Source organism: Paraburkholderia sp. SECH4, assembly GCF_030511745.1.
Classification (GTDB): Bacteria; Pseudomonadota; Gammaproteobacteria; order Burkholderiales; family Burkholderiaceae; genus Paraburkholderia; species Paraburkholderia madseniana.
Map to the genome: position 1 here is coordinate 191728 of NZ_JALOCP010000010.1, position 21129 is coordinate 212856.

Here is a 21129-nt window from a genome sequence, read left to right on the forward strand (position 1 = left end):
CACCTGAATAGAGGAATGGTTCAGAACGATGGCGTGTCATATAGATCGACACGCCGGTGGTCGAAGTAGGTCAGCTTTTCGCGGGTCGCCGCGATGTCTGCAAGCGCGAGCGTCGCGCTGACGATGCCGGGCCCTTCGTTGCCGCGTCGGTGCGCGAGCATCGCGCCGTCGGCAGCGATCACACACGACTCGCCATAGTTGTCGATGCGCGCGCCATCGAGGAATTCGTCTCCGATCTTGTTGGCGCAAACAACCGCCAGCCCATTCTCCCGCGCGTGGGTGCGCAGTTCGCCGACGAAGAAATCCATATCGTCGCCCCCGCTGCCCGCGACGGGCACGAGGACGAGATCCGCACCGGTCGCACGCAACGCGCGCCAGCATTCCGGAAAGCGGCGGTCGTAGCAGACCAGAACGCCGATGCGCCACGAGCCTACCTGCACCACGTGCAGTGCGTCGCCGGGCGTGAAGTGCGCGGCCTCGTCGTAGCCGGGCGGCGGGTCGTCGCCGACTGGCAGGTGAAGCTTGCGCGCAACCGGGCCGGCGCGCAGCGGCTTGCCGTTGGCGTCGAAGCCGAGCACGGCGTTGTGGTACCGGCCAGTCGCGGGATCGACTTCGTAGAACGGTACGAACAGGGTGACGCCACACTCCTTGGCCAGCGTGGAGCAGCGTGCGGCGAGGGGACCGTCGGCGGGCTCCGCCCAGTCACGATATTGCCCGCCCGGCGCGCTTGCGAAGTACGGCACCATGGAGAGTTCGGGCAAGACGATCAACTGGGCGCCTTCAGCGGCGGCGGCGCGCACGGCGGCAAATGCTGCGGCCTCGTTGTTGGCGAGGTCGGTCGTGCAGGGAGGCAATTGCAGTGCAGCGACGCGAAGTGTGCTGAGGGCTACCGACAAATTCATCGGACCCGCTCCTGCTCGGCGAAGGCGCGATCGACTTCATCGCGCATCAGGTCGGTCAGGTGGACGCTGAGATCGTGGAACGCGCGGCTGCGCGTGTCCCGCGGACGAGGCAGATCGACCGGAATGATGGTCTTGATGCGCCCGGGGCGTGCCGTAAACACGACGATACGGTCGGCGAGCGCAATGGCTTCGTCGATGTGGTGAGTGACGAACACCATCGACACGTTGCTTTGCTGCCAGACCTGGGTCAGGAAATCCTGCATCTTCGCACGCGTTTGCACGTCCAGCGCGGCGAACGGCTCGTCGAGTAGCAGTATCTCGGGTTTCAGCGCGAGTGAACGCCCCACTGCTACTCGCTGGCGCATGCCGCCCGAGAGCTGGTCGGGCCGTTTGTCGATGGCTTCGGACAAGCCGACGCGCTCGAGAATTTCCTCTGCGACACGCCGCCGGTTTTCCTTGGGCATGTGCTGCATTTTCAGGCCGAAGGTGATGTTTTCTCCCACGCTTAGCCACGGAAAGAGTGAGGCGTCCTGGAAGACGAGTCCGCGGTCCGTGCCCGGTTCGCGCACCTCCGCGCCACCGCACACGATGCGGCCGCTGGATACCTGTTCCAGTCCTGAGATTAGATAGAGCAGTGTACTTTTGCCGCACCCGCTTGGGCCCAGGAACACGACGAACTCGCGGCGCGCAATATTCAGATCGATGTCACGCAAGGCAACGAACGGTGCTCCGTCTGTCTGCCATGTCTTGCCGACGCCCTTGCAGGTGACGAGCGGCGGTTGCACGGAAGTTGATTCATTCTGGCTCATATCATTTCCCCAGGCCGTTATTCGGAACCCAGAACAGCACTTTGCGCTGGACGATCCGCAACGCAACGTCGAAGGCAAAGCCGGTGATGCCGATCAGCGTCATCGTGAAGAACGACAGGCTCGAGTTGAAGGTATTGCGCGCGAGCATGACAACCTGGCCGAGCCCGCTGCCGACGCCAGTTGCTTCCGCCACCAGCACCACCATCCATGCGCCGAACAGGTTCATGCGCAGCACCATGAAGAGCGATGGCAGGATGGCCGGCAGAATCACGTGGCGGAAAGTCTGCGCGCGTGTCGCGCCCATCACAGCGGCGACGTTGAGATGGGTGCGGCTGACGTTGTCGATCTGACTGATCGTCGAGACGGTCATGACGAAAAAAAGCGAAATGAACACCATGAATACAGCGGGTGCATTACCGATTCCGAACAGGAAGATCGCAACCGGCAGCCACGCGATCGGCGAAATGGGTGCCAGCAGCGTAATAGTCGGTAGGGTGAGGTTGCCGAACAGGCGGAAGTAGCGGATCGCGATGCCCATCGCCACGCTGCAGACGAAGCCCAGCACCAGGCCGCTTAACACCCGCAACGTTGTTGCGACGATGGTCATGGCGAGCGACTTCAGCGCTGTTGCGTTCGAAGTCTCGCCAATTACATCAGTCGGAATGAAGTACTGTGCTTGCGATGCGAAGTTGCGCAGGAAGATATGCGGCGGCGGCAACAGAAGGGGATCTGCCCAACCTGCGGCCCACGCCAATTCCCATGCGGCAATGAAGCACGCCAGCGAGGCGACGCCCCAACCAAGTGGCACGAGTCGCCGGACAAGGTCGGAGCGTGGCCGGCCACTTGCTGCCGGGCGCACCACGCGCCGGTGCGCGAAGAGGGTCGTCGGATCGGCTTTCATGCGGATTTCAGCTTGAGCTGGCCATAGAGATCGCTGTTTTCCTTAATCACCTCATTGAGCGGCCCCCAGTCGAACATTTCGGGGCCGGGCAGCCGCTTGATGTAACGGAGATCCTTGAGGTTCTGCGCGCGCTGCAGGATGAAATTCTGGTTGCTTCGCTGATCGATCATTGCCGGCTGTTTCGAGGCCGCATCGAGTGTGGCGTCATAGCTCGTCTTGAAGTATTTCCCGACGGTGTCCTTGACAGCCGAAGCACGGTCCAGCTCTTCCTGATGCTGGGCGACCATCATTGCCTTGATCAGCGCCTTCACCGCATCGCGGTTTTCGTGTAGCAGCTTGCTGCGCACGGCAAGAACGCAGTCGCTGTAGTTCGCGCCGTAGACGTCAACGCCGTTCGAGAGTTGCACAGAGCCCGGCCTCGCTTTCAATGCCTGCGTTGCGTAAGGCTCGATGTGGCACATCGCATCGACGTTCCCGGCGATAAAAGCCTGCGCGAGTTCCGGCGACGTACCGAAGTAGCGCACCTTGACGTCGGCGAAGCTCATTCCGGCTTTCTTCAGGTAGTCGTAGGGCAACATTTCGAGCGTATCTGCCTGGAATGTGCCGATGGTTTTGCCACGCAGTTGCGCCGCCGACGTGATGCCCGGCTGCGCGACGATTACGCAACCCTGCGCGCCCGAACCTGCAACGATCTTGATTGGTGCGCCGGCATCGTAGAGCGTCATGAAGTTGGTGTACGGAACGACGGACACATCCACCACGCCCGCGCCGAACAGCGCGGCGATGTCGGCGTTCGACGGCGTCGTCACGAAGTCGAGCGTGACGCCCTGCGCGAGATTGCGTTCCTTGACGAGAAAGAATGGGCAATTGCACAGACCCGTGCCGTGCGTCGCCTTGAGGGTCAGCGGGCCGGCCGCCATAGCCTGTGGAAGATAAGCACCACCCAACGCCGCGGCGCCGGCCAGGCACGCGCCGCGCATCAGAAATTCGCGTCGCGTGCTGCCGAGTTCGGTCAATGGGTAACCATCCGGGTCTTGCTGAACAAATTTCCTGAACATCGCGTGGTCCTTAGAGAGGTTGAACGGCAGATGGGGATATGAAAGTTTCCGCAGGCGACTGCGCAAGCGTTTGTGCCAGCAGGTCGAAGCTGAAGATCTCTCCGATCGAGCCAGAAACCTGCATTCGTCCGAGTGCTTCCAGCGACTGGGCACGCGCGAGAATGCACTCGCGAAGCGGGCGAATATCGATGATTGGCGGCTGCGCAGCGATGCCGGCCAGCAGTTCATCGAACGTGAATTCGGGGTAGCGGTGCGCGCTGGCGCGCAGGGCTTCGCGGGGATTGTTCGTGATCGCTTCCTGCGCATCGAGCATCGCGCGCAAGGCCGCGCGGATGATCTCAGGATGTGCGTCAAGAAAGCTCTTGCGGGCGACGAGCAATGTGTCGGGATAGTCGCCGCCCCATGCCTGCAAGCCGTCGCAAAGTACCTCGAAGCCGCGCATCCGAAGGCGGGAAATCCACGGTTCGATCAACGTCAGCGCCGCGAGGCGGCCGCTGGTCAGATCGTCGACCGCCTTGGCGAGCGATGGGTACAGCACGCGTTCGATCTGCACGGGGGCCATCCCGCGTACCCGCAGCGCATCGTGCAACAGGACTTCCATTGGATCGTCGGCGAAAGTCCCCACGCGCTGGCCACGCAGATCGCTCATCGAAAGGCCTGGCAGACCCATAAGCGCCATACCGAGCTTGCCACTGCCGCCGACAATTCGCAGCGGATCGGGCCGGGCATGATCGACCAGCGGCTGTGTAAAGCCTGTGGTGCCAAGGTCAGCCTCGCCGCTTCTCAGCAAGGCGGCGGTGGAACCGAACTGGGCCAGCGGCGGTGCTTCGACCTGCAGGCCATGGCGCTCGAACAGGCCGGCATCGACCGCTACGAACAACGCGAGATTAGAAAGCGCACTGCCGTGCGCGAGGAGCAGTTTTTGCATGACGGGTTCACGGGGGCGTCGGGAATCGCGTCGGCAGATGGGCTGCCGGATGCGAGGGCTTGGCCACGTTTTAGCGAAGACCGTGCCAGCGGGCATCGAGTTGTGTGCACTTTGATGGATCTCTTTGTTTACAGGATGATGGACATATTGTTTTATAAAATTATGGTTGTTTGTACACAATAATGCACCGACGAGCCTTCTGAAAATGCACCGCGATGTTGCCTAAAGGGCAATTTTGCACCGTCATGTCGCGCTAAGCACGCTCAATGGGCATCGCGTTGTGGACCCCTTTCCGGTGCGCTATAGGGAAGCAAATTCGCTTTCGCAGACGATTTGTTTTCGTTATGAAAATACAATTCGCCGTATAACTTGTGTGCAATATGGGCGATAATTCGCACTGTGACTGAGGTGTGCAGTCGGCGCAGTCAACCGCGCGCGTTGCCCTCATCGTGATCCAACTTACTACCAGGACCCTTTCATGCCGACTGATAAGAAGAGGGCAAAGACAGCCGACACTGAAGTGGCTGGCTCCTTTGACGGAGCTCATCGCCACGTGATTTACGAGCGCTTGATGAATGCGATTTCGGAGCATCGGCTGCAGCCCGGCACGAAGCTCGCCGAGGATCGGCTCGCCGCTATTTTTAGTGTGAGCCGTACCACGGTGCGCGCGGTGTTGCAGCAACTGTCGCACGAGCTTGTTGTGACCATCGTGCCGAATCGCGGCGCTTTCGTTGCGAGCCCGACGGTCGAAGAAGCTCGCGAGTTGTTCGAGGCGCGGCGTCAGATCGAATTGCCGATCATCGAAAAGGTGTGCCGTTGCGCCACGAAGAAGGACCTGGCGCGTTTGCGCGCGCATGTGGCACAGGAAGACGAGGCTCGTAAGCGTGATGACCGGCGTGCCACGGTGCGGCTATCAGGTGAATTCCACGTGATGCTCGCGCAGGTGTCGGGTAACCGCTTCATCGAGCGGACCATGCGTGGCTTGCAGATGCTCACGTGCCTGACGATCCTGCTCTACAACGCGCCGACTGCGCAGGCGTGCCTGCACGACGAACACGCGCGTCTGATCGACGCAGTGGAAGCGGGCAACGTCAAGCTGGCGCAAAAGCTCATGGACGAACATCTCGATCATATCGAAGCGACCTTGCGGCTGCATGGACCGGAGGAAGAGAACGACGACCTGGAGGCTATCCTCGTTCACGGCCTGTGATGCCGATGCGATTCAGGGTGCCGTGAGCGTGTCGAGTACGCGCCGCAGAAACTGGTCGCATTCGGCCAGCTGCGAGAGTTCGACGGATTCGTCTGCCTTGTGCGCATCGTCGATGCTGCCCGGGCCACAAATCACCGTGGGGATTCCCGCTTGCGAGAACAGGCCGGCTTCGGTGCCGTAAGTCACCTTGCGTGTTTCAAAGTCATTGCACAGCGTGCGCACGAGTCGCGTGATGGCGGCTTGCTCAGCGCTGTCGAGCGACAACGTCGTGCCGACCTTTTCAAACGAGATCGCCGCGGCATTGGAGACTTCGCGCATCTGTGGTTCGAGTTCCTCGCGGGCATAGCGGGCGATCTGTTCAAAGAACCTTTCCGGATCTTCGGAGGGCAGATTGCGGTATTCGAAGAAGAATTCGCAATCTTCGGGAATCGTGTTGATTGCGACGCCGCCCTTGATCAGGCCGGTTTGTGCCGTCGAAAACGGTACGTCGAATGCGCGATCGAACGGGCCGTTGCGGCGCAGGGTATCGGCCGTATCGCGGATTCGGCAGATCAGGCGCGCGGCGTATTCGATCGCGTTGACGCCGCTCGGCGTGCGCGACGAATGGGCGGCCACGCCCTTCACGCAGCATCGGTAGGCGTTGTTGCCCTTGTGAGCGACGACGGGCCGCATGCTGGTCGGTTCGCCGACGATGCAGCCTGCCGGCCGGATGCCGCGTTCCGCGAGTTCAGTCAGAAGCAGGGGCGCACCGAGACAGCCGACCTCCTCGTCGAAAGAGAAGGCGAAGTGAACAGGCTCGCGTAGCCAGCGCTTCTGGATGTCGGGCAACAGGCCGAGCGTCACTGCGATAAAACCTTTCATGTCGCACGAGCCGCGGCCGTAGAGCCGATCGCCGCGGATGGTCGGATCGAAGGGATCACTTGACCAGTTCTGGCCGGTTACGGGAACGACATCGGTGTGCCCGGACAGCACGATGCCGCCATTCGTTTCCCCGTTAAAGGCCGGCAGTGTCGCGAACAGATTTGCTTTTTGCCTCGCCCTGTCATAGATCAGCAGCGTTTCTATCTGATGGGCTCGAAGGCGGTCCCGGATCGCTTCGATCAGGCCGAGATTCGAGCGGCTGCTCGTCGTATCGTAGCGAATCAGTTCGTCGGCCAACGCGAGATAGGCGGGGCGTTCGTTAGTGTTCAGTGTTGGCTTATCAAACATCACGTGTGCCGTCGGGCCCTCCGAATAACATCGAACGATTGTAGGCGGACGAAATTCGCAATGTGTACGTCAACGTATGCGGCCCCGCAAAGCTGCGCGTCGCAAGCCCGGCACCAGCTGGCATCTGGATTGCCTAGTGCAGGAGTCCGTCGTCGTCAACCGGCCAGTTTCGCTGTATGAGGTTGCCATTCGGCCTGAAGTGCCTGGGCGCGCGCGTAGACCTTCTCCATCTCCGCGCGCAGCGGCGCGACGGATTCATCCGCGAGGTCGAACTCCGCGCCCAATGCCTGATAAGCGGCGTTGATCTCCCGCAGCAGCGCGCCTTCATCGACGCGCGTGAGTCGTCCGTTCCGCATGACTGCCTCGCCCGCAACAAACACGCTGTCGATAGCGGCGCCGCGCTCGGCATACACCAGTTGCCGCACCGGATCGGTTAACGGCGTGAAGCTGATCGTGTCAGTCCGGTAAGCGACCAGGTCGGCGCGATAACCCGGCTCGATTGCACCGAGCTGGCTGCCTAGTCCGAGCGCTGTCGCGCCGCCAATTGTCCCCGCACGCAGCGCTTCAGCTGCGGACAACCAGCGCGAATAATCGTCGCCGCGTATCTTCGACACTGCTGCGGCGCTGCCAAGCACGTTGAGCATATTGACGGTGACCGTCGACGCGCAGCCGTCGGAGCCGAGACTCACGTTGACGCCCGCATCGAGCAGCGCTCGCACCGGTTGAATGCCCGAGCCGAGCATCAGATTGCTCCATGGATTGTGCTGCACGCTCGCACCCGATTGAGCCAGACACGCGATCTCCGCATCCGACAACCAGACCGCGTGGATCAGCGACGTGCCTGGCCGCAGAAATTCCAGTTCGGCAAGGCGCATCACCATGGACTTGCCGTAGAAGGCTTGCGCCGTTACCACCTGCAAGCGGGTTTCCTGAACGTGGATGATGACCGGCAGATCATGCGTGTCGGCGAATTTGCGGCAACGCCTGAGAAATTCTGGCGTGCAGCGTTGCGGTGCGGAAGGGGCAATCAGCATGCCCACCCGATCATGCTGGGGATGGCGGCGCGCCAACTCGCTTTCCAGCAGCGCGAAGAACGCATCGGGAGAGGGCCGCGGCTGCGCACGTAGTTGCGAAAGCAGCGCGGGCGGGAAAATGCTGTCGACCTCCGGGAAGTTATCGACGATCGCGCGATCCATCATCGAGAACCCCACGAGCGCGCGAATTCCCGAGTCCTCGTAAGCCTGGAAGATAGCGTCGACAGCGGCGGGGTCAATGGCCTGACCGAGGCTCACGTCGTCGACGAGCGTGGTTGTGCCGCTGCGCAGCGATTCGAGCGCGCCAATCAACGTTCGCAGATAGACCTGGCGCGGCGTCAGCTTCACGGGGCGCGGCGCGCGCACGTAGTGCATCCACAACTCGAGCGGCAGGTTTTCGAGCCGTCCCTTGTGAAAATGCTCGTGCGAATGTTGATGGCCGTTGATGAGCCCCGGCACCAGCAGGCAGTCGTCAAGCGGTATGCGTTCGCCGTCGGTCGCGCTGCCGCCCGGCACGATAGCGGCGATGCGCTCGCCTTCGATCACGACGTCGACGCGTCGCGGCTCATAACGCTGTTCGGTGCCCTGTAATGCCTTGACGTTGGAAAGTATCTTGCGCACGGGTTCTACCAGATCGAAGGAAGGGTGGACTGCGGCGGCTAGCAAAACTGCCGCGACAAGCCAGCGAGCCGCTCCATCAGCAGCATGGAAATCAAGGTGGCGATAATCAGCACGCCTGAGGCCGCAGCCGCACGGACGTCGAGGCTGTCCTCGATGATATGCCACAGGTGGATGGGCAGCACTTCGGATCGCGCGTCCGACAGGAACAGTGACAGCGCGACGTTATCGAACGAATTCATGAACGCAATGAACGCCCCCGACGCAATGCCTGGTACCAGCGCCGGCAGTACGACGCGGCGGAACGTGAACCAGCCGCCCGCGCCGAGGCATGTCGAGCTATCGAGCAGCGCAGGATCGAGCTGCGCATAACTGGCCGACGTCGTGTACAGCACATACGGTGCGCACAGCGCGATATGTCCGGCGAGCAGACTGTAGAACGAGAGCCCCGCGCTTTCGAGATTGAACAGGATCAGGATACCCAGACCCAGCGCCAGCGACGGAATGGTCAGCGGCGCCATGAAAAACGAATCCAGCAGTCGCGCAGCGAACGTGCGGCGGCGCGCGAGCGTCACTGCGGCGGCTACCGCCAGCACGGTCGCGCAGGCGGTCGCAGCGGCAGCCAGCTTCAGGCTCAACAGCAAATCGTCGATGATCTCCGGCGAATCGAAGATCAGCGCCTGATACCAGCGCAATGACAGTCCCGGCGGCGGAAACTTCAACGAGTAGCCCGATGTGAGCGACGTCACCAGTACGATCAGCGTGGGCCCGATCAGCATCAACAGCCCGATGCCGCCCATCAAGCCCATCACTGCATTGAACGACTGGCGACCTGGCTGGGTGCGGCGCGCCGGCATAACGCCCGGCGCGGCAAGCGTGGATTTAGCCATGGACAAACCCTCTAGTCTTGCGGCCGAAATAGTTGAGCAAGGTCACCACGAGCAGCACGCTCACCAGCAGAATCACGGCAAGCGTCGCCGCAAACGGATAGTTCTGCGTCTGGATGGCCTGTTCGTAGATGTAGAACGGCATGTACATCAGCTGGCCGCCGCCCACCAGGGTTTGAACCACGAACGCGCTGACTGCGCCGGTAAACACCAGCAAGGTTCCGCTGAGCAAACCCGGCATCGCAAGCGGCACTGTGATCTTCCACCAGGTACGCCAGCTGCTGGCGCCCAGCGCATGCGACGCCTCGGGCAAGCGCATGTCGAGCGAACTGAGCGTGGTGACGAGCGGCAACACCATCAACGGCAATTCGATCTGCGCAAGCGAGAGGATCACCGCCAGCGGCGTGTACAGGAGCTTGACCGGTTGGCCCGTGTGCCCGAGCGCCACCAGCAGCGCGTTGACCAGCCCTTCATTGCCGAGAATCACGACCCACGCAAACGTGCGCACCACCGAACTGGTCAGAAGCGGCAGCAGGATCAGCACGATCAGCACACGCCGCCAGCGCGGCGGGCTCACCACGTACAGATGCGCAACCGGATAGCCGAGCACGATCGTCACCAGCGTGGTCGCCACACCAAGCCAGAGCGTTTGCCAGAGGATGCCGCGGTTATATCCGTCGCCAAAGAAAACCATGTATTGGCGAATGCCGAAATGCGTCATGGCTGTGTCGTTGTGCAGGCTGATCAGCGCGACGAGCAAGAGCGGCACGCCCACAAACGCGATGAAGAACAGGCCCAGTGGCAGCACGAGCAGCCAGTCGCGCGGCATCCGGTGATTCGCGTTCATGATGCGTCAGACCTTGATCAGACGGTTGAAACGGTCGATATATTCAGCGCGGCGCGGATTGATGCGTGCCCAGTCGACCTGCACGAACGACGTCATGTCATTGGCGTTATGAGCGACAGCGGCGAGCGCTGCGCCGAACGGCACCTTCGTGTTGGTCGGCGCGACGTAGTAGGGCGCGCTCGTCATCTGCTGCTGCACTTCGATGCTCAACGCGGTGTTGATATACGCCGCGGCGAGATTCGCCGCCTGGGTGTTCTTCACGATATTCATCGTGCTGCGCACCATGCCCCAGTTGCTTTCGGGGCGCGCGAGCGCCACCGGCACGCCCTTGGCCTTCAACGATTCCACGTTGTTGATGTAGTGGCAGGCAATATCCACCTGACCTTGCTGGAACAGCGTGCCGAGTGCGCCCGGATTGGCGGCAACCGCGCCGACGTTCGGCATCAGCCGCTTGATGTAATCGAACGCCGGGTCCATGTGATCTTCGTCGCCGCCCAGCATCTTGGCGAGCGCCACCATCCATACCGTGCCCAAGGTGGAGTCGAGACTCACGAGGCCGACGCGGCCCTTGAATTCCGGCTTGAGCAGATCATTCCAGGATTTCGGCGTGGTCTTCACGCGCTCCGTGTTGTACGCTATCCCATAGACCTGCGCGGACACATAGGCGCCCAGACCCTTCGGGTCGATGAAGTGCGCGGGCAGATTCGCCAGGTTCGGCACCCGGGCTGCCGGAATGGGTTCGAACACGCCTTGCGTGATGCCCTGCAGGTAGGGGCCCTCGTCCATCATGACCACGTCGAACGGCGGGTTATTGCGCGCGGCCACCAGCTTTGTCAGTGTGTCGACCGCTTGCGATGCGGTGAGCACGGCGCTCACGCCCGCAGCCTTGCGAAACGCGGGCAACAGGATCTTGCGTTGCGACTCTTCCCACGCACCGGGAAACGTGGTGGCGGCGAGGGATTCGGACGCAGCCATGGCAAGCGGGCTGCCGAGCGACAGGCCGACAGCCCCCGCTGCTCCCATCAGTTGCAGGAGCTTGCGACGTTGGTGATCGATCAGCGACATAGGACCTCTGGATGGATAGTTGAACAGGATGAACCGGCGATAACGAAGCGGGCGGCGCGTTAGACCAGGACGATTGTGACCATGCGCTAAACACCTGCGTTACTGGGTTGCGCCGCCTTGAACGTGCGCACTCGCGCACCCGACTTGAAATCGAGCGCAACGCGCAAGCCCGGGCGCAAGTCGGCACCCTCGGCGCGCGGCACGGAAATCTTCACGGTCTGTCCGGCATCGGTCTGCAGATCGACTACCAGCGTGGGACCGATCGGCATCGCCAGTTGCACTGTAGCCAGCAGCTGACGCGCGCTGGCGCCCGGTTGGGGCAACTGCCACGCCCATTGCTCGGGGCGAACCGCCAGCAGCGCCGCACCGGCATCGCGCCACGGGCCGGGCTGAGCGACGGCCAGCACGGCGCCATCGTCGAAGTTTGCCAGGCACTGGCTGCCGTGCACGCGCAAGGTGACCGGCAGCAGATTCGCCGTGCCGACGAAGGTGGCGACGAAGGGGGTTGCGGGCTGATCGTAGATCGCGACTGCCGAGTCGTATTGTTCGAGCCGCCCTCGATTGAGCACTGCGACCCGGTCGGCCATGCTCATTGCCTCTTCCTGATCGTGCGTCACCATCACGGTCGTGATATTCAACTCGCGCTGCAGACGGCGGATTTCGATCTGCATATCGAGCCGCAGGTTTTTGTCGAGCGCCGCAAAAGGCTCGTCCAGTAGCAGGATGCGCGGCTCGACGGCGAGCGTGCGGGCCAGTGCCACGCGTTGTTGCTGACCGCCCGACAACTCACGCGGATAGCGCTTCGCGAATGCTTCCATGCGCACCATTTCGAGCATCTGCAGCGCCTTGTGAGCGGCATCACGACGCGCGACGCCGTTGGCTTCGAGACCGTAGGCGACGTTGGCGGCGACCGTCATGTGTGGAAACAGCGCGTAGTTCTGGAAGACGATGCCCACGCCGCGTTGGCGTGGCGCGAGGCCGTCCACGCGTTGTCCGCCAATATGCACTTCACCCTCGGACTGCATCTGCAGGCCGGCGAGAATCCGCAACAGCGTGCTTTTGCCGCAGCCCGACGGACCGAGCAACGCAACCAGTTCGCCTGCGGCAATGTCGAGCGCGACGTCTTCGATAACCGGTACGGTGCCGAAACGATGCTGGATGCCGCGCATCTGCACGGCGGCACCGGTTTGCGAGGCACGCGCTTGCGTAGTTGAAGGGACGAAGGTCCCGGTGCCGGCTGAGTCGTGCCTCGACTGCGAATCGATACTGTGCGGGGTGCTCATGCGCTAGCCCTTTTCCATAGTTGCGTGGCGGCGTGCTTTCCAGCAGCGATGACCGCGTCGGCGTCGCAACGGGTGGGGGCGCCGCCGTCGACCACAATCTCCCCGTCCACGATGACCATCTCGACATCGCGCCCAAGTCCCGTGTGTACTAGCGTGCCCAACGGACTGGGATGCGGAATCAGATGCGCGCGCTGGAAATCGAATATGGCGAGGTCGGCGAGCCAGCCTGTCTTGAGGCAGCCGAGTTCGTCGCCGAGTCCCATGGCCTGCGCGCCGTTGTGCGTCGCCATGGTGAGCGCATCGGCGGGTTGCCAGTCCGCAGCGACTTCGCCCAACTGGATGCGCGCGATGGCCAGCGCCCAGCGCATCACCTCGGTCATATCGGCGTGCATGTTGTCGGTGCCCAATGCAATGCGCGCGCCGGCGGTGCGCAGACGCGGCGTGGGCGCCATCGTGCCGCCCGTTGCGTTGCCCTTGGGGATGTGCGCCACCGTGATGCCGGCCCGTCCGACGCGTGCGATGTCGTCGTCGTCCAGATACAGGCAGTGCGCCGCCACGAGCCTTTCGTTGAGCAGTCCGACCTCGTCAAGCAACTGCGCGGGGCTTTTACCAGAACGCTGCTTCACTACACTAACTTCGGTACGGCTTTGCGCGAGATGAGTCGTCACGCCCAGATCATGTGTGCGTGCTGCGTCGGCAATCAGACACAGAAAGTCGTCGGAGCAGGTGTCGGGCGCATGTACGGCGAGTTGGACTCCGGTGCGCCCGTTGCGCTTGCGATGCCAGCGGCCAGCGAGCGCCAGCGCGTCGTTGAGCGTGCGCTCGCCGGTTGCGGCGTGGTATTCCCAGCGCCCGTCCGCGACGCCGGAGAAATCGACGTCGTGCAGGCGGCCACATGAATACACCCGCAGGCCGAGGTCGGCCATGGCCCCCATGGTCAGATCGGCGTGGACGTAGCTGTCGTTGATCAGCGTCGAGCCGAACAGCATCGCTTCGAGCGCGCCGAGACGCGCCAGCGCGATAGCTTCGTCTGGGCGCACGTCATGGCCGTGTGGAATCCCTGGCGTGTAGGCGGGCGCAAAGCCTAGGTCTTCGGCGACGCCGCGCACCATCGTCAGAATGGCGTGGGTATGGACGTTCACGTAGCCGGGTACGATGACGCGTCCGGCAAGCCGGCGCGTGGACCGCGTGCGTGTCTGCACCGGCAGATCCTGGGCGCGGCCGACAAAGGTGAGACGGTTACCGCGTATGCCGATGGCCGCGTCGTGCAACAGCGGTTGGGCCGGGTCCATCGTCACGACGGTGGCGCCCAGTAGCAACAGGTCAAGGTCAAGCTCGATAGGTGGGGCAGTCATCAGCCAGGTGGTCCGGTTCAGTTCAGGTGTGCAGGTGCTGCAGGAAACGCCGCGTGCGCTCTTCGCGCGGACGGCCGAAGACGTCGCCGGGCGTGCCTTGTTCGACGATGGCGCCAGCGTCCATGAAGACCACCCGATGCGCGACGTTGCGCGCGAAGCTCATCTCGTGTGTCACGACCATCATCGTCATATGGGCCGCGGCGAGATCGCGCATCACGTCGAGCACTTCATTGACGAGTTCCGGGTCGAGCGCCGAGGTCGGCTCGTCGAACAGGATCATCTGCGGCTCCATCGCGAGTGCGCGGGCAATCGCCACGCGTTGCTGCTGCCCGCCCGAGAGTTGCGCGGGCCGCTTGTTGACGTGCTGCGCTAGGTGGACTTTTTCCAAGGCAACTTGTGCGCGAGCGCGGGCCGCGTCGCGCGAGAGTCCCAGCACGCGCTGCGGGCCGGCGGCGACGTTATCCAGTGCACTCAGATGCGCGAACAGGTTGAAGCGCTGAAACACAAAGCCGAAGCGGCTGCGCTGTCGCGCCAGTTCCGCTTCGGGCAGCGCGCGGCCTTGCTCCGACAACCCGATACGCTGGCTGCCAAGGCGGATCGTGCCGCCGTCCGGTCTCTCCAGGAAGTTGAGACAGCGCAGAAGCGTGGTCTTGCCCGAACCCGACGGCCCGATCAGCACCACGGTCTCGCCGTGCCCGACCTCCAGCGAGACGGAGGGCAGGATGACCTTGTCGCCGAAGCGCTTGTGCAGCCCTTCTATGGACAGTAGCGTTGCAGCTCCGCCTTCATGCACGCGCGCGGCGGCGTCCATAGCGGACGCTGCGGTCAGGTTAGAGACGGTAACGGTGGAAGACATGCTGGAACCCGAGCTCATGAAGTCAGTATTGCGGTAGTCGCCGCTCGAGGTAGCGCGACAGCCACGCCAGCGCCGAGATCAGCGCGTAGTAGTAGAGGGCGATCAGCAGGAAAATCTCGAACGGCGAAAAATACGTTGCGATGATTTCCTGACCGGCGTGCGTGAGCTCATACACGGAGATCGCGGACAGCAGCGCTGAACCCTTGATTAGCGAGATCAGTTCGTTGGTGAGCGGCGGCAGGATGCGCCGCCACGCTTGCGGAAAGAGCACGTGCAGAACGATCTGGCCGTGACGCATGCCGATGGATTGCGCGGCTTCAGTCTGGCCGCGATCGACCGACTGCATGCTGGCGCGCACGATCTCGCAGATGAAGCCGCCCGCGTTCAGACTGAGCGCGATGACGCCGGCCCAGTACTCGTTGAAGTTGATGCCGATGACGGGCAGCGCAAAATAGACGAGAAAGATCTGCACGAGCAGCGGTGTGTCGCGCACGAAATCTACGTACGCCAGTACGGCGATGCGAACCGCCCTGAAGCGGCTGAGCGCACCGAAACCCAGCGCGAAGCCGAGCACGATACCAATCGCGATGGCCGCGAGACAAACCTTCAGCGTGGCGAGCAGGCCGACCGCGAGGATCGGCAACGCCATGACGATAATGCTCCAGTCCATGGACGCCGCGCTCTCAGGACAGCACCGGAATTGCATCCGGCAAGTTCATGTCGAAACCAAACCACTTCTGCTGCAGCGAATGCAACGTGCCGTCTGTTCTGAACTTGCGCAGCTGCTGGTCAATAAAGCCGATCAGCGCGGTGTCATCCGTACGTGCTGCGATGCCCGCCCAGTTATCCGCGCCGATGCCCTTGACGATAGCGTATTTGCCCGGCGCATTCTTCAGGACGAGCGAAAGCGTCGGCAACGTGTTGAGCACGCCGTCCACTTTGCCTTCTGCCAGCGCGATATAGGCGGCCGGATGGTCGTCGAAGGTTTTCACTTCCTTGAAACCCGCACCGCCCGCTGCTTTCAATTGCGCATCGAGCTTCGGTTCGAGTATCTGACCCGGCGAGCCGAGCTTGAGTCCGAGCACCTTGCCGTTCATGCCGTTGAGCCTGGTGACGCTCTTCAGATCCGCCGCGCGAATCAGCAATGCCTGTGAGGCCTCGACGTAAGGCACGGAGAAGTCCACGTGTTTTTCGCGCTCGACCGTGTAGCTCAGGCTGCTCATCACCAGATCGAACTTCTTCGTGTAGAGCGACGGAATCACGCCCGACCAGACCGTGTCGATGAACTGCGCCTTGACGCCGAGATTGCGGCAAAACGCGTTGGCGAGATCCACGTCGTAGCCGATCATCGCACCGCTCGCGTCGCGATACGTCAGCGGCGGATAGGTCGCTTCGCAGCCGATACGCAGCACCCCGGCCTTCTTGATGTCGTCAAGCGTGAGCCCGGCGGCCATCGCAAGGCGGGGCAGCCCAATCGACACGAGGGCTGCACCCGCGCCAACACGTTGGAGGAATTGGCGACGCGAAAATCGTTCGGACATCAGGCTCTCCAGAGAAAATCACAGTTCGTACGTTATAAAGACAGCATGTAAAGCGGCGCGGAAAGTGCCGAATGCACTGCGTGTTCCGCGCGAGTCCGCAAGGCCATTCCTACTCGCGATAGACGGCGGGAAAGGCAAAGCGCGGTAGCACCCGGTGAGCGTCAATGCGTGGGTTCAACGGCCGATGCGGTTGCGCCAGTTGCGGGCGCAAGGCCGGCAGGAACTCGCCGCGGCCGCGCGTGCCGCTGGGCTGCACGCCGTCCCACACTACGTCGCCGCGCGACAGCGTCAGCGCCGGCCACGCTTTCATCTGCCAACCCTCGTACGGCGTGTAGTCGACGTTGTGGTGCAACGCATCGTTGGTGAGCGTGAAGGCACGATCTGTGTCCCAGATCACCAGATCGGCGTCGCCGCCGATTGCGATTGAACCCTTGCGCGGATAAAGACCGTAGAGCTTCGCGGCATTGGTTGCGGTCAGTGCGACGAAGGCGTGAATGTCGATGCGTCCGTTCATCACGCCTTCGGACATCAGCAAAGCCATGCGCGTCTCGAGACCCGGTATGCCGTTGGGCACCTGATCGAAGCGCGGGTTTTCGCCGGCCACCTGCTTGCCGTGCGGACCGTCGAAGCGGAACGGCGCATGGTCGGAGGAGAGCACCTGAAACGTACCGTTCACGAGTCCGTCCCAGACGGCCTGGCGATTGCCTTCGTCGCGCGGCGGCGGACTGCAGATACATTGATAGCCGCGAGGGCCATCTTCGAGCATGTCCTCGGTCAGCAGCAGATAGTGCGGACATGTCTCGGCGTAGACTGCGAGGCCATGTCCTTGCGCCCAGCGAATCTGCTCGATCGCTTCGCGGCCGGAGACGTGCACGATCAGCACGGGCGTATCGACCAGCTGCGCGAGACTGATGGCGCGATGCGTCGCTTCGCGCTCGACCAGCATCGGGCGGGACAGCGCATGCCCGATCGGCGCGGTGATGCCTTCCTCCAGCAGCGCTTCGGTGAGCCACGCAATGCAATCGGCGTTTTCGGCATGAATCATCACCATGGCGCCGTGGACGCGGGCCAGTGCGAGCAGTTCGATTATCTGACGGTCATTCAGCTTGAGCGCGTCATACGTCATGTAGATCTTGAAAGACGTATAACCTTCTTCGATCAGTTGCGGCAGCTCCTGGTCGAGCACATGCGGCGTGGGATCGGTGACGATCAGATGGAAGGCGTAGTCAATCACCGCGCGGGCGTCGGCGCGTCGGTGGTACGTATCGATCGCCGCACGCAGCGTTTTTCCCTTCTGCTGGCACGCAAACGGAATTACCGTGGTGGTGCCGCCGCAGGCAGCGGAAACCGTGCCGCTCAGGAAGTCGTCGGCCATCACGCTGTCGTTGCCGGTGTCCTGATCCAGGTGGCAGTGGCTATCCACGCCGCCTGGAGTGACGAGGCGGCCGCCTGCATCGATCTCGCTGGCGCCCCGAGCCAGTCCGCTGCCCAGCGCGACGATGCGCCCGTCTCGTACGCCGATGTCGGCGGTGAAGCGGTCGGCCGCCGTGGCGATATCCGCGTCGCGGATCACGAGGTCGAAGGCCGCCGCGTCGCTCATGCGACCTCCCGAAACAGGCTGCCCCAGCCGGTAACGCGCGACGTATCGATGCCGCTCATCCGCAGCGCTTTCCAGACCACCGTCGAGATGGTGTCGTACACCGGAATGCCGAGTTCGGCTTCGAGCTCTTCAGCGATCGGCGCGCCGCGCAAATTGGTGCAGAAAATCGTAATCGCATCGGGTTTGCTCTTTGCGACTTCACGCGCCATCTCACGCAACGTGTCCGCACTGACTTCCGAAAACGAAAAATTGTCCTGCTTGTTCAGATGACGTTCACCGACACATTCAAAGCCGGCGCTGCCATACGTTGAGATGACCTTTGCCTGCACGTCGTCGCGATATGGCGTGACCAGACCGAAGCGACGCACGCCCGTCATGGCGAAAATCTCGTTGAGCGCGAGCACCGAGGTGCAGGCGGCAATACCGGTGCGTTCTGTGATGCTGTGGCACAGACGCTCGTCTGCCGCAAACCCGAGCCAGCCCGACGATGTCCCGTTCCAGCCGATCACGTCCAGCTTCGCGTCGGCGAGCAACCCTGCCGCGCCGAGAATTTCCTCGTCATCGAACTGGGCCAGCGCCTGTTCGGACAACGCGATCTCGGTCACCCGGAAGCGGCCGAAATGCGCGCTGACGTCGGGCAGGCCCGCGAGCATCGCCGAAGTCACCGGTTCGAGAACCGTGTTGGAAGACGGGGTTAACATGCCAATCAGAGTGCGTTGCGTCATGATTTCCATATCAAGGGTTGCTTCTGGCGTGCCGCGCCGGAAAAAGATGGTTGCTGGATGCTCATAATGCAAACTTTATGCCAACATAAATCATAGTATTTGTACGCAATATAAAAGAGATTGTATGCAATGATGGATGCGCGATCGATAGTGGAAACGGCTGCTTCCTGAGAACCTTCTCTGGAACGAACGTCAATGGAACATGGCGGAATCTACGACACGCGCGCTTGCATGCAGATGGTGCGCGGGCGCACCAAAATCGAATCACTGGCACCAAATGAGGGTTGTTGCACGGGCCAAAAGGCGCCTGCTAAAGAGATCTCCAGGTTGTCAGGCTCGATAAGCGCCGATGGACATTTGTATACAAAAAAATTACAGTATCCTCCGTTAGAACATGGTTTCGATGCGAGCGCTCCACCAAATTTTTGTGTACAAAAACGCGCGTGATTGCTCTATCATCGATCCATGCCCAGTTGCGAGAAGCCCTTTGAGCCGAGCCTCCTCCATGCCTGCCAGTAAAGCTGCCGCGCCCAAGGCGCCGTTTACGAATGAGGAAATCTATGGCCGCATCCAGAAGGCGGTGCTTGAGCATCGCCTTGCACCCGGTACAAAATTGATTGAGGAGCGGCTCGCGGAAGTCTCGGGCGTGAGCCGGACCAAGATTCGCGAAGTGCTCAACAAGCTTGCCCACGAGGGGCTGGTCGAGCTGGTGCCGAATCGCGGGGCCTTTATCGCCAGCCCGAGCGTCCAGCAGGCGCGAGACGTATTTGTCACGCGGCGCATGATCGAGCCGGAAATGGCCAGGCTGTTGAGCCGCACCGCGACATCGGCGCAAGTGCGTGCGTTACGCAAGCACGTGCGGCAGGAAAGCGACGCGCGTAAGCAGAATGACCGGCCCGCCATCATCCGGCTGTCAGGCGAGTTTCATGTGCTGATCGCGGAGATGATCGACAACGAAATCCTCTTGCGGATGATGCGAGAACTCGCGCCGTTGACGTGCCTCGTCATCACGCTTTACGACAAGCCCAACGCCCCGGCGTGCCCGCATCACGAGCACAGTGATCTGATTGATGCAATCGAAGCGCATGACGAAGCAAAGGCTGCGGCGAGCATGCTGGAACACCTGCAGCATATCGAAGCAACACTGAACTTCGACGAGGTGAAAGACGCGTCGCCGGATATCGAAGCGATCTTTTCCTGAGCTAGCCCAGCTTCACTCCGTCGCACCCGCTTGGCGCAGTGCATCTGCCGCCGCCGTATTGCGCTGCGCGATAGCCATTTGCAGCGCGGTGCCGCCGCGCGCATCCACATGGTTCGCGTTTGCGCCGTGCGCCACCAGCACCGGGATCATATCGAGGCGGCGAAACAGCGGCGCAAACGAGAGCGCGGTTTCGCCTGCGTTGTTGGTCTGATAGACATTGCAGGGCATGCCCAACGGTTTTGTCGGGTAGCTGGGCGCGGTTACCCGCGTCCAGCCTGCTCAGAACCGTGCATGGGTCTTTCGATCCACACGGCTCAAGCCTCTGCAAAGGCATCTTTCGATACCCGCGTCCACAACTTACTTCCCGGCATATTGACTTCCATGGTAATCGGGATGGTGCAGTTGAATGTTGCTCGCCGCGCCTGATCCGCCTTCGGTTCTTTTCACAATGAACCGGGTCGCCCAAGGGCTGCCCGGTGCGATCGGTTCCTGACAGGTCGGACACAGGCCATCCTGCCGTAGCCAGACGCGGTAGAGTTTGACCCTGCCCCTTGGCGAGTTCATCGTCTTCTTGCCCCAGCGGGCTTCAAAGTACGGTTCAACCGCAGCATTCCAACACTCAACTGTGAGAGGTGCATTATGAGATCACCGTCGGTATCCCGAGCGGCCTCGTCTTGCCGTTTTTCTTCAGAATAAAAACCGCTCCGAAGCGGAAGGGACGAGTAACCCCGCCTCTTCAACGACGCAATCGCGTTGGCCTTTGCCGCCGGTGTTTTCCACGTTACCTTGTCCACACCGGGGTGTTCCTGCCTTTGTTTTCAGTCACCCGCTTCACGGCTAATGCACGGCCGCTGAACGAGTGGGTCAGCAGCCATTGCAGGGCTTTTACCCTGTTATAGCGGCCGGCCTGTGCGGCCTTCACCATACGTGTCTGCAGCCTTCTTACCTGGCGTTGAACATTGGCCCAATCGATGCCGTCCCACGTCACGCCGGAAGGCGCACGCGCCCGTATTGCTGCACTCATTTGCTTTCCTTCCGTATAGATGGTTCTGCAAACTCTCTGGTGAGGAGAGGCCATGAGGAAGTCTGCCCGCTTTCGC

At 61.9% G+C, this 21129-nt stretch carries 20 protein-coding genes and 1 pseudogene; 2 read left to right on the forward strand and 19 right to left on the reverse strand.

Going from position 1 to position 21129, the window contains the following annotated elements; translation table 11 throughout:
* Window positions 1–20: 20 nt before the first annotated feature.
* Genes M0D67_RS16570 through M0D67_RS16590 form a run of 5 tightly spaced genes read right to left on the reverse strand, consistent with a single transcriptional unit; the run spans window position 21 to window position 4598 of the window.
* Complete coding sequence (locus M0D67_RS16570; protein WP_154565343.1) at window positions 21–902, reverse strand: carbon-nitrogen hydrolase family protein; 882 nt, start codon at window positions 900–902, stop codon at window positions 21–23.
* Window positions 899–1711: an ABC transporter ATP-binding protein gene (locus M0D67_RS16575; protein WP_266239193.1), complete on the reverse strand. Its 813-nt coding sequence runs from the start codon at window positions 1709–1711 to the stop codon at window positions 899–901. The genes M0D67_RS16570 and M0D67_RS16575 overlap by 4 nt, the downstream gene beginning before the upstream one ends.
* A gap of 1 nt (window position 1712) precedes the next feature.
* Window positions 1713–2612, reverse strand: coding sequence for an ABC transporter permease (locus M0D67_RS16580; RefSeq protein ID WP_154565345.1), 900 nt, complete (start codon window positions 2610–2612; stop codon window positions 1713–1715).
* Window positions 2609–3670 (reverse strand): ABC transporter substrate-binding protein, encoded by a 1062-nt coding sequence (locus M0D67_RS16585; RefSeq protein WP_199203072.1) that lies wholly within the window; start codon window positions 3668–3670, stop codon window positions 2609–2611. Before M0D67_RS16585 ends, M0D67_RS16580 begins: the two co-directional genes overlap by 4 nt.
* A 10-nt stretch (window positions 3671–3680) precedes the next feature.
* A complete protein-coding gene (locus M0D67_RS16590) occupies window positions 3681–4598 on the reverse strand; it encodes an ABC transporter substrate-binding protein (protein ID WP_171928555.1) in 918 nt (305 codons plus the stop codon).
* A gap of 553 nt (window positions 4599–5151) precedes the next feature.
* Here M0D67_RS16590 and M0D67_RS16595 point away from each other — a divergent pair.
* Entirely contained in the window at window positions 5152–5808 is a 657-nt protein-coding gene (locus M0D67_RS16595) for a GntR family transcriptional regulator (protein WP_266239211.1), read from the forward strand.
* A gap of 12 nt (window positions 5809–5820) precedes the next feature.
* Here the strand turns inward: M0D67_RS16595 and argE are convergent, their stop codons facing one another.
* The 12 genes from argE to M0D67_RS16655 all read right to left on the reverse strand — a co-directional run bounded on the left by argE (window position 5821) and on the right by M0D67_RS16655 (window position 18828).
* Entirely contained in the window at window positions 5821–7017 is a 1197-nt protein-coding gene (argE, locus tag M0D67_RS16600; RefSeq protein ID WP_154565348.1) for an acetylornithine deacetylase, read from the reverse strand.
* 155 nt (window positions 7018–7172) lie between these two features.
* Window positions 7173–8672 (reverse strand): amidohydrolase family protein, encoded by a 1500-nt coding sequence (locus M0D67_RS16605; RefSeq protein WP_168435901.1) that lies wholly within the window; start codon window positions 8670–8672, stop codon window positions 7173–7175.
* 38 nt (window positions 8673–8710) lie between these two features.
* A complete protein-coding gene (locus tag M0D67_RS16610; RefSeq protein WP_266239194.1) occupies window positions 8711–9559 on the reverse strand; it encodes an ABC transporter permease in 849 nt (282 codons plus the stop codon).
* Window positions 9552–10403 (reverse strand): ABC transporter permease, encoded by an 852-nt coding sequence (locus M0D67_RS16615; protein ID WP_233465029.1) that lies wholly within the window; start codon window positions 10401–10403, stop codon window positions 9552–9554. Before M0D67_RS16615 ends, M0D67_RS16610 begins: the two co-directional genes overlap by 8 nt.
* A gap of 6 nt (window positions 10404–10409) precedes the next feature.
* Complete coding sequence (locus M0D67_RS16620) at window positions 10410–11468, reverse strand: ABC transporter substrate-binding protein (RefSeq protein ID WP_154565349.1); 1059 nt, start codon at window positions 11466–11468, stop codon at window positions 10410–10412.
* 86 nt (window positions 11469–11554) lie between these two features.
* Complete coding sequence (locus M0D67_RS16625; protein ID WP_233465030.1) at window positions 11555–12751, reverse strand: ABC transporter ATP-binding protein; 1197 nt, start codon at window positions 12749–12751, stop codon at window positions 11555–11557.
* Window positions 12748–14106 carry an amidohydrolase family protein gene (locus M0D67_RS16630; protein WP_233465031.1) on the reverse strand — a complete coding sequence of 453 codons (1359 nt, stop codon included), beginning with the start codon at window positions 14104–14106 and terminating at the stop codon, window positions 12748–12750. The genes M0D67_RS16625 and M0D67_RS16630 overlap by 4 nt, the downstream gene beginning before the upstream one ends.
* 22 nt (window positions 14107–14128) lie before the next feature.
* A complete protein-coding gene (locus M0D67_RS16635; RefSeq protein ID WP_154565350.1) occupies window positions 14129–14917 on the reverse strand; it encodes an amino acid ABC transporter ATP-binding protein in 789 nt (262 codons plus the stop codon).
* Window positions 14918–14984: 67 nt separating this feature from the next.
* Entirely contained in the window at window positions 14985–15632 is a 648-nt protein-coding gene (locus M0D67_RS16640) for an amino acid ABC transporter permease (RefSeq protein ID WP_266239195.1), read from the reverse strand.
* Between the two features lie 13 nt (window positions 15633–15645).
* Window positions 15646–16503: a transporter substrate-binding domain-containing protein gene (locus tag M0D67_RS16645; RefSeq protein WP_154565352.1), complete on the reverse strand. Its 858-nt coding sequence runs from the start codon at window positions 16501–16503 to the stop codon at window positions 15646–15648.
* A 109-nt stretch (window positions 16504–16612) separates the two neighbouring features.
* Window positions 16613–18103: a dihydropyrimidinase gene (gene hydA / locus M0D67_RS16650; protein WP_266239196.1), complete on the reverse strand. Its 1491-nt coding sequence runs from the start codon at window positions 18101–18103 to the stop codon at window positions 16613–16615.
* Entirely contained in the window at window positions 18100–18828 is a 729-nt protein-coding gene (locus M0D67_RS16655; protein ID WP_266239197.1) for an aspartate/glutamate racemase family protein, read from the reverse strand. Before M0D67_RS16655 ends, hydA begins: the two co-directional genes overlap by 4 nt.
* A gap of 505 nt (window positions 18829–19333) precedes the next feature.
* Here M0D67_RS16655 and M0D67_RS16660 point away from each other — a divergent pair.
* Complete coding sequence (locus M0D67_RS16660; RefSeq protein WP_154565355.1) at window positions 19334–20029, forward strand: GntR family transcriptional regulator; 696 nt, start codon at window positions 19334–19336, stop codon at window positions 20027–20029.
* A gap of 12 nt (window positions 20030–20041) precedes the next feature.
* On the opposite strand, the pseudogene M0D67_RS16665 reads toward M0D67_RS16660, so the two are convergent.
* Together M0D67_RS16665 and M0D67_RS16670 are read right to left on the reverse strand one after the other, a co-directional pair.
* Window positions 20042–20251: pseudogene (locus M0D67_RS16665) on the reverse strand (ankyrin repeat domain-containing protein); the annotation flags it as partial.
* 559 nt (window positions 20252–20810) lie between these two features.
* The gene (locus M0D67_RS16670; RefSeq protein WP_233465032.1) at window positions 20811–21053 is read right to left on the reverse strand and encodes a reverse transcriptase N-terminal domain-containing protein; all 243 of its coding nucleotides are present in this window, start codon (window positions 21051–21053) and stop codon (window positions 20811–20813) included.
* Between the last annotated feature and the right edge of the window lie 76 nt (window positions 21054–21129).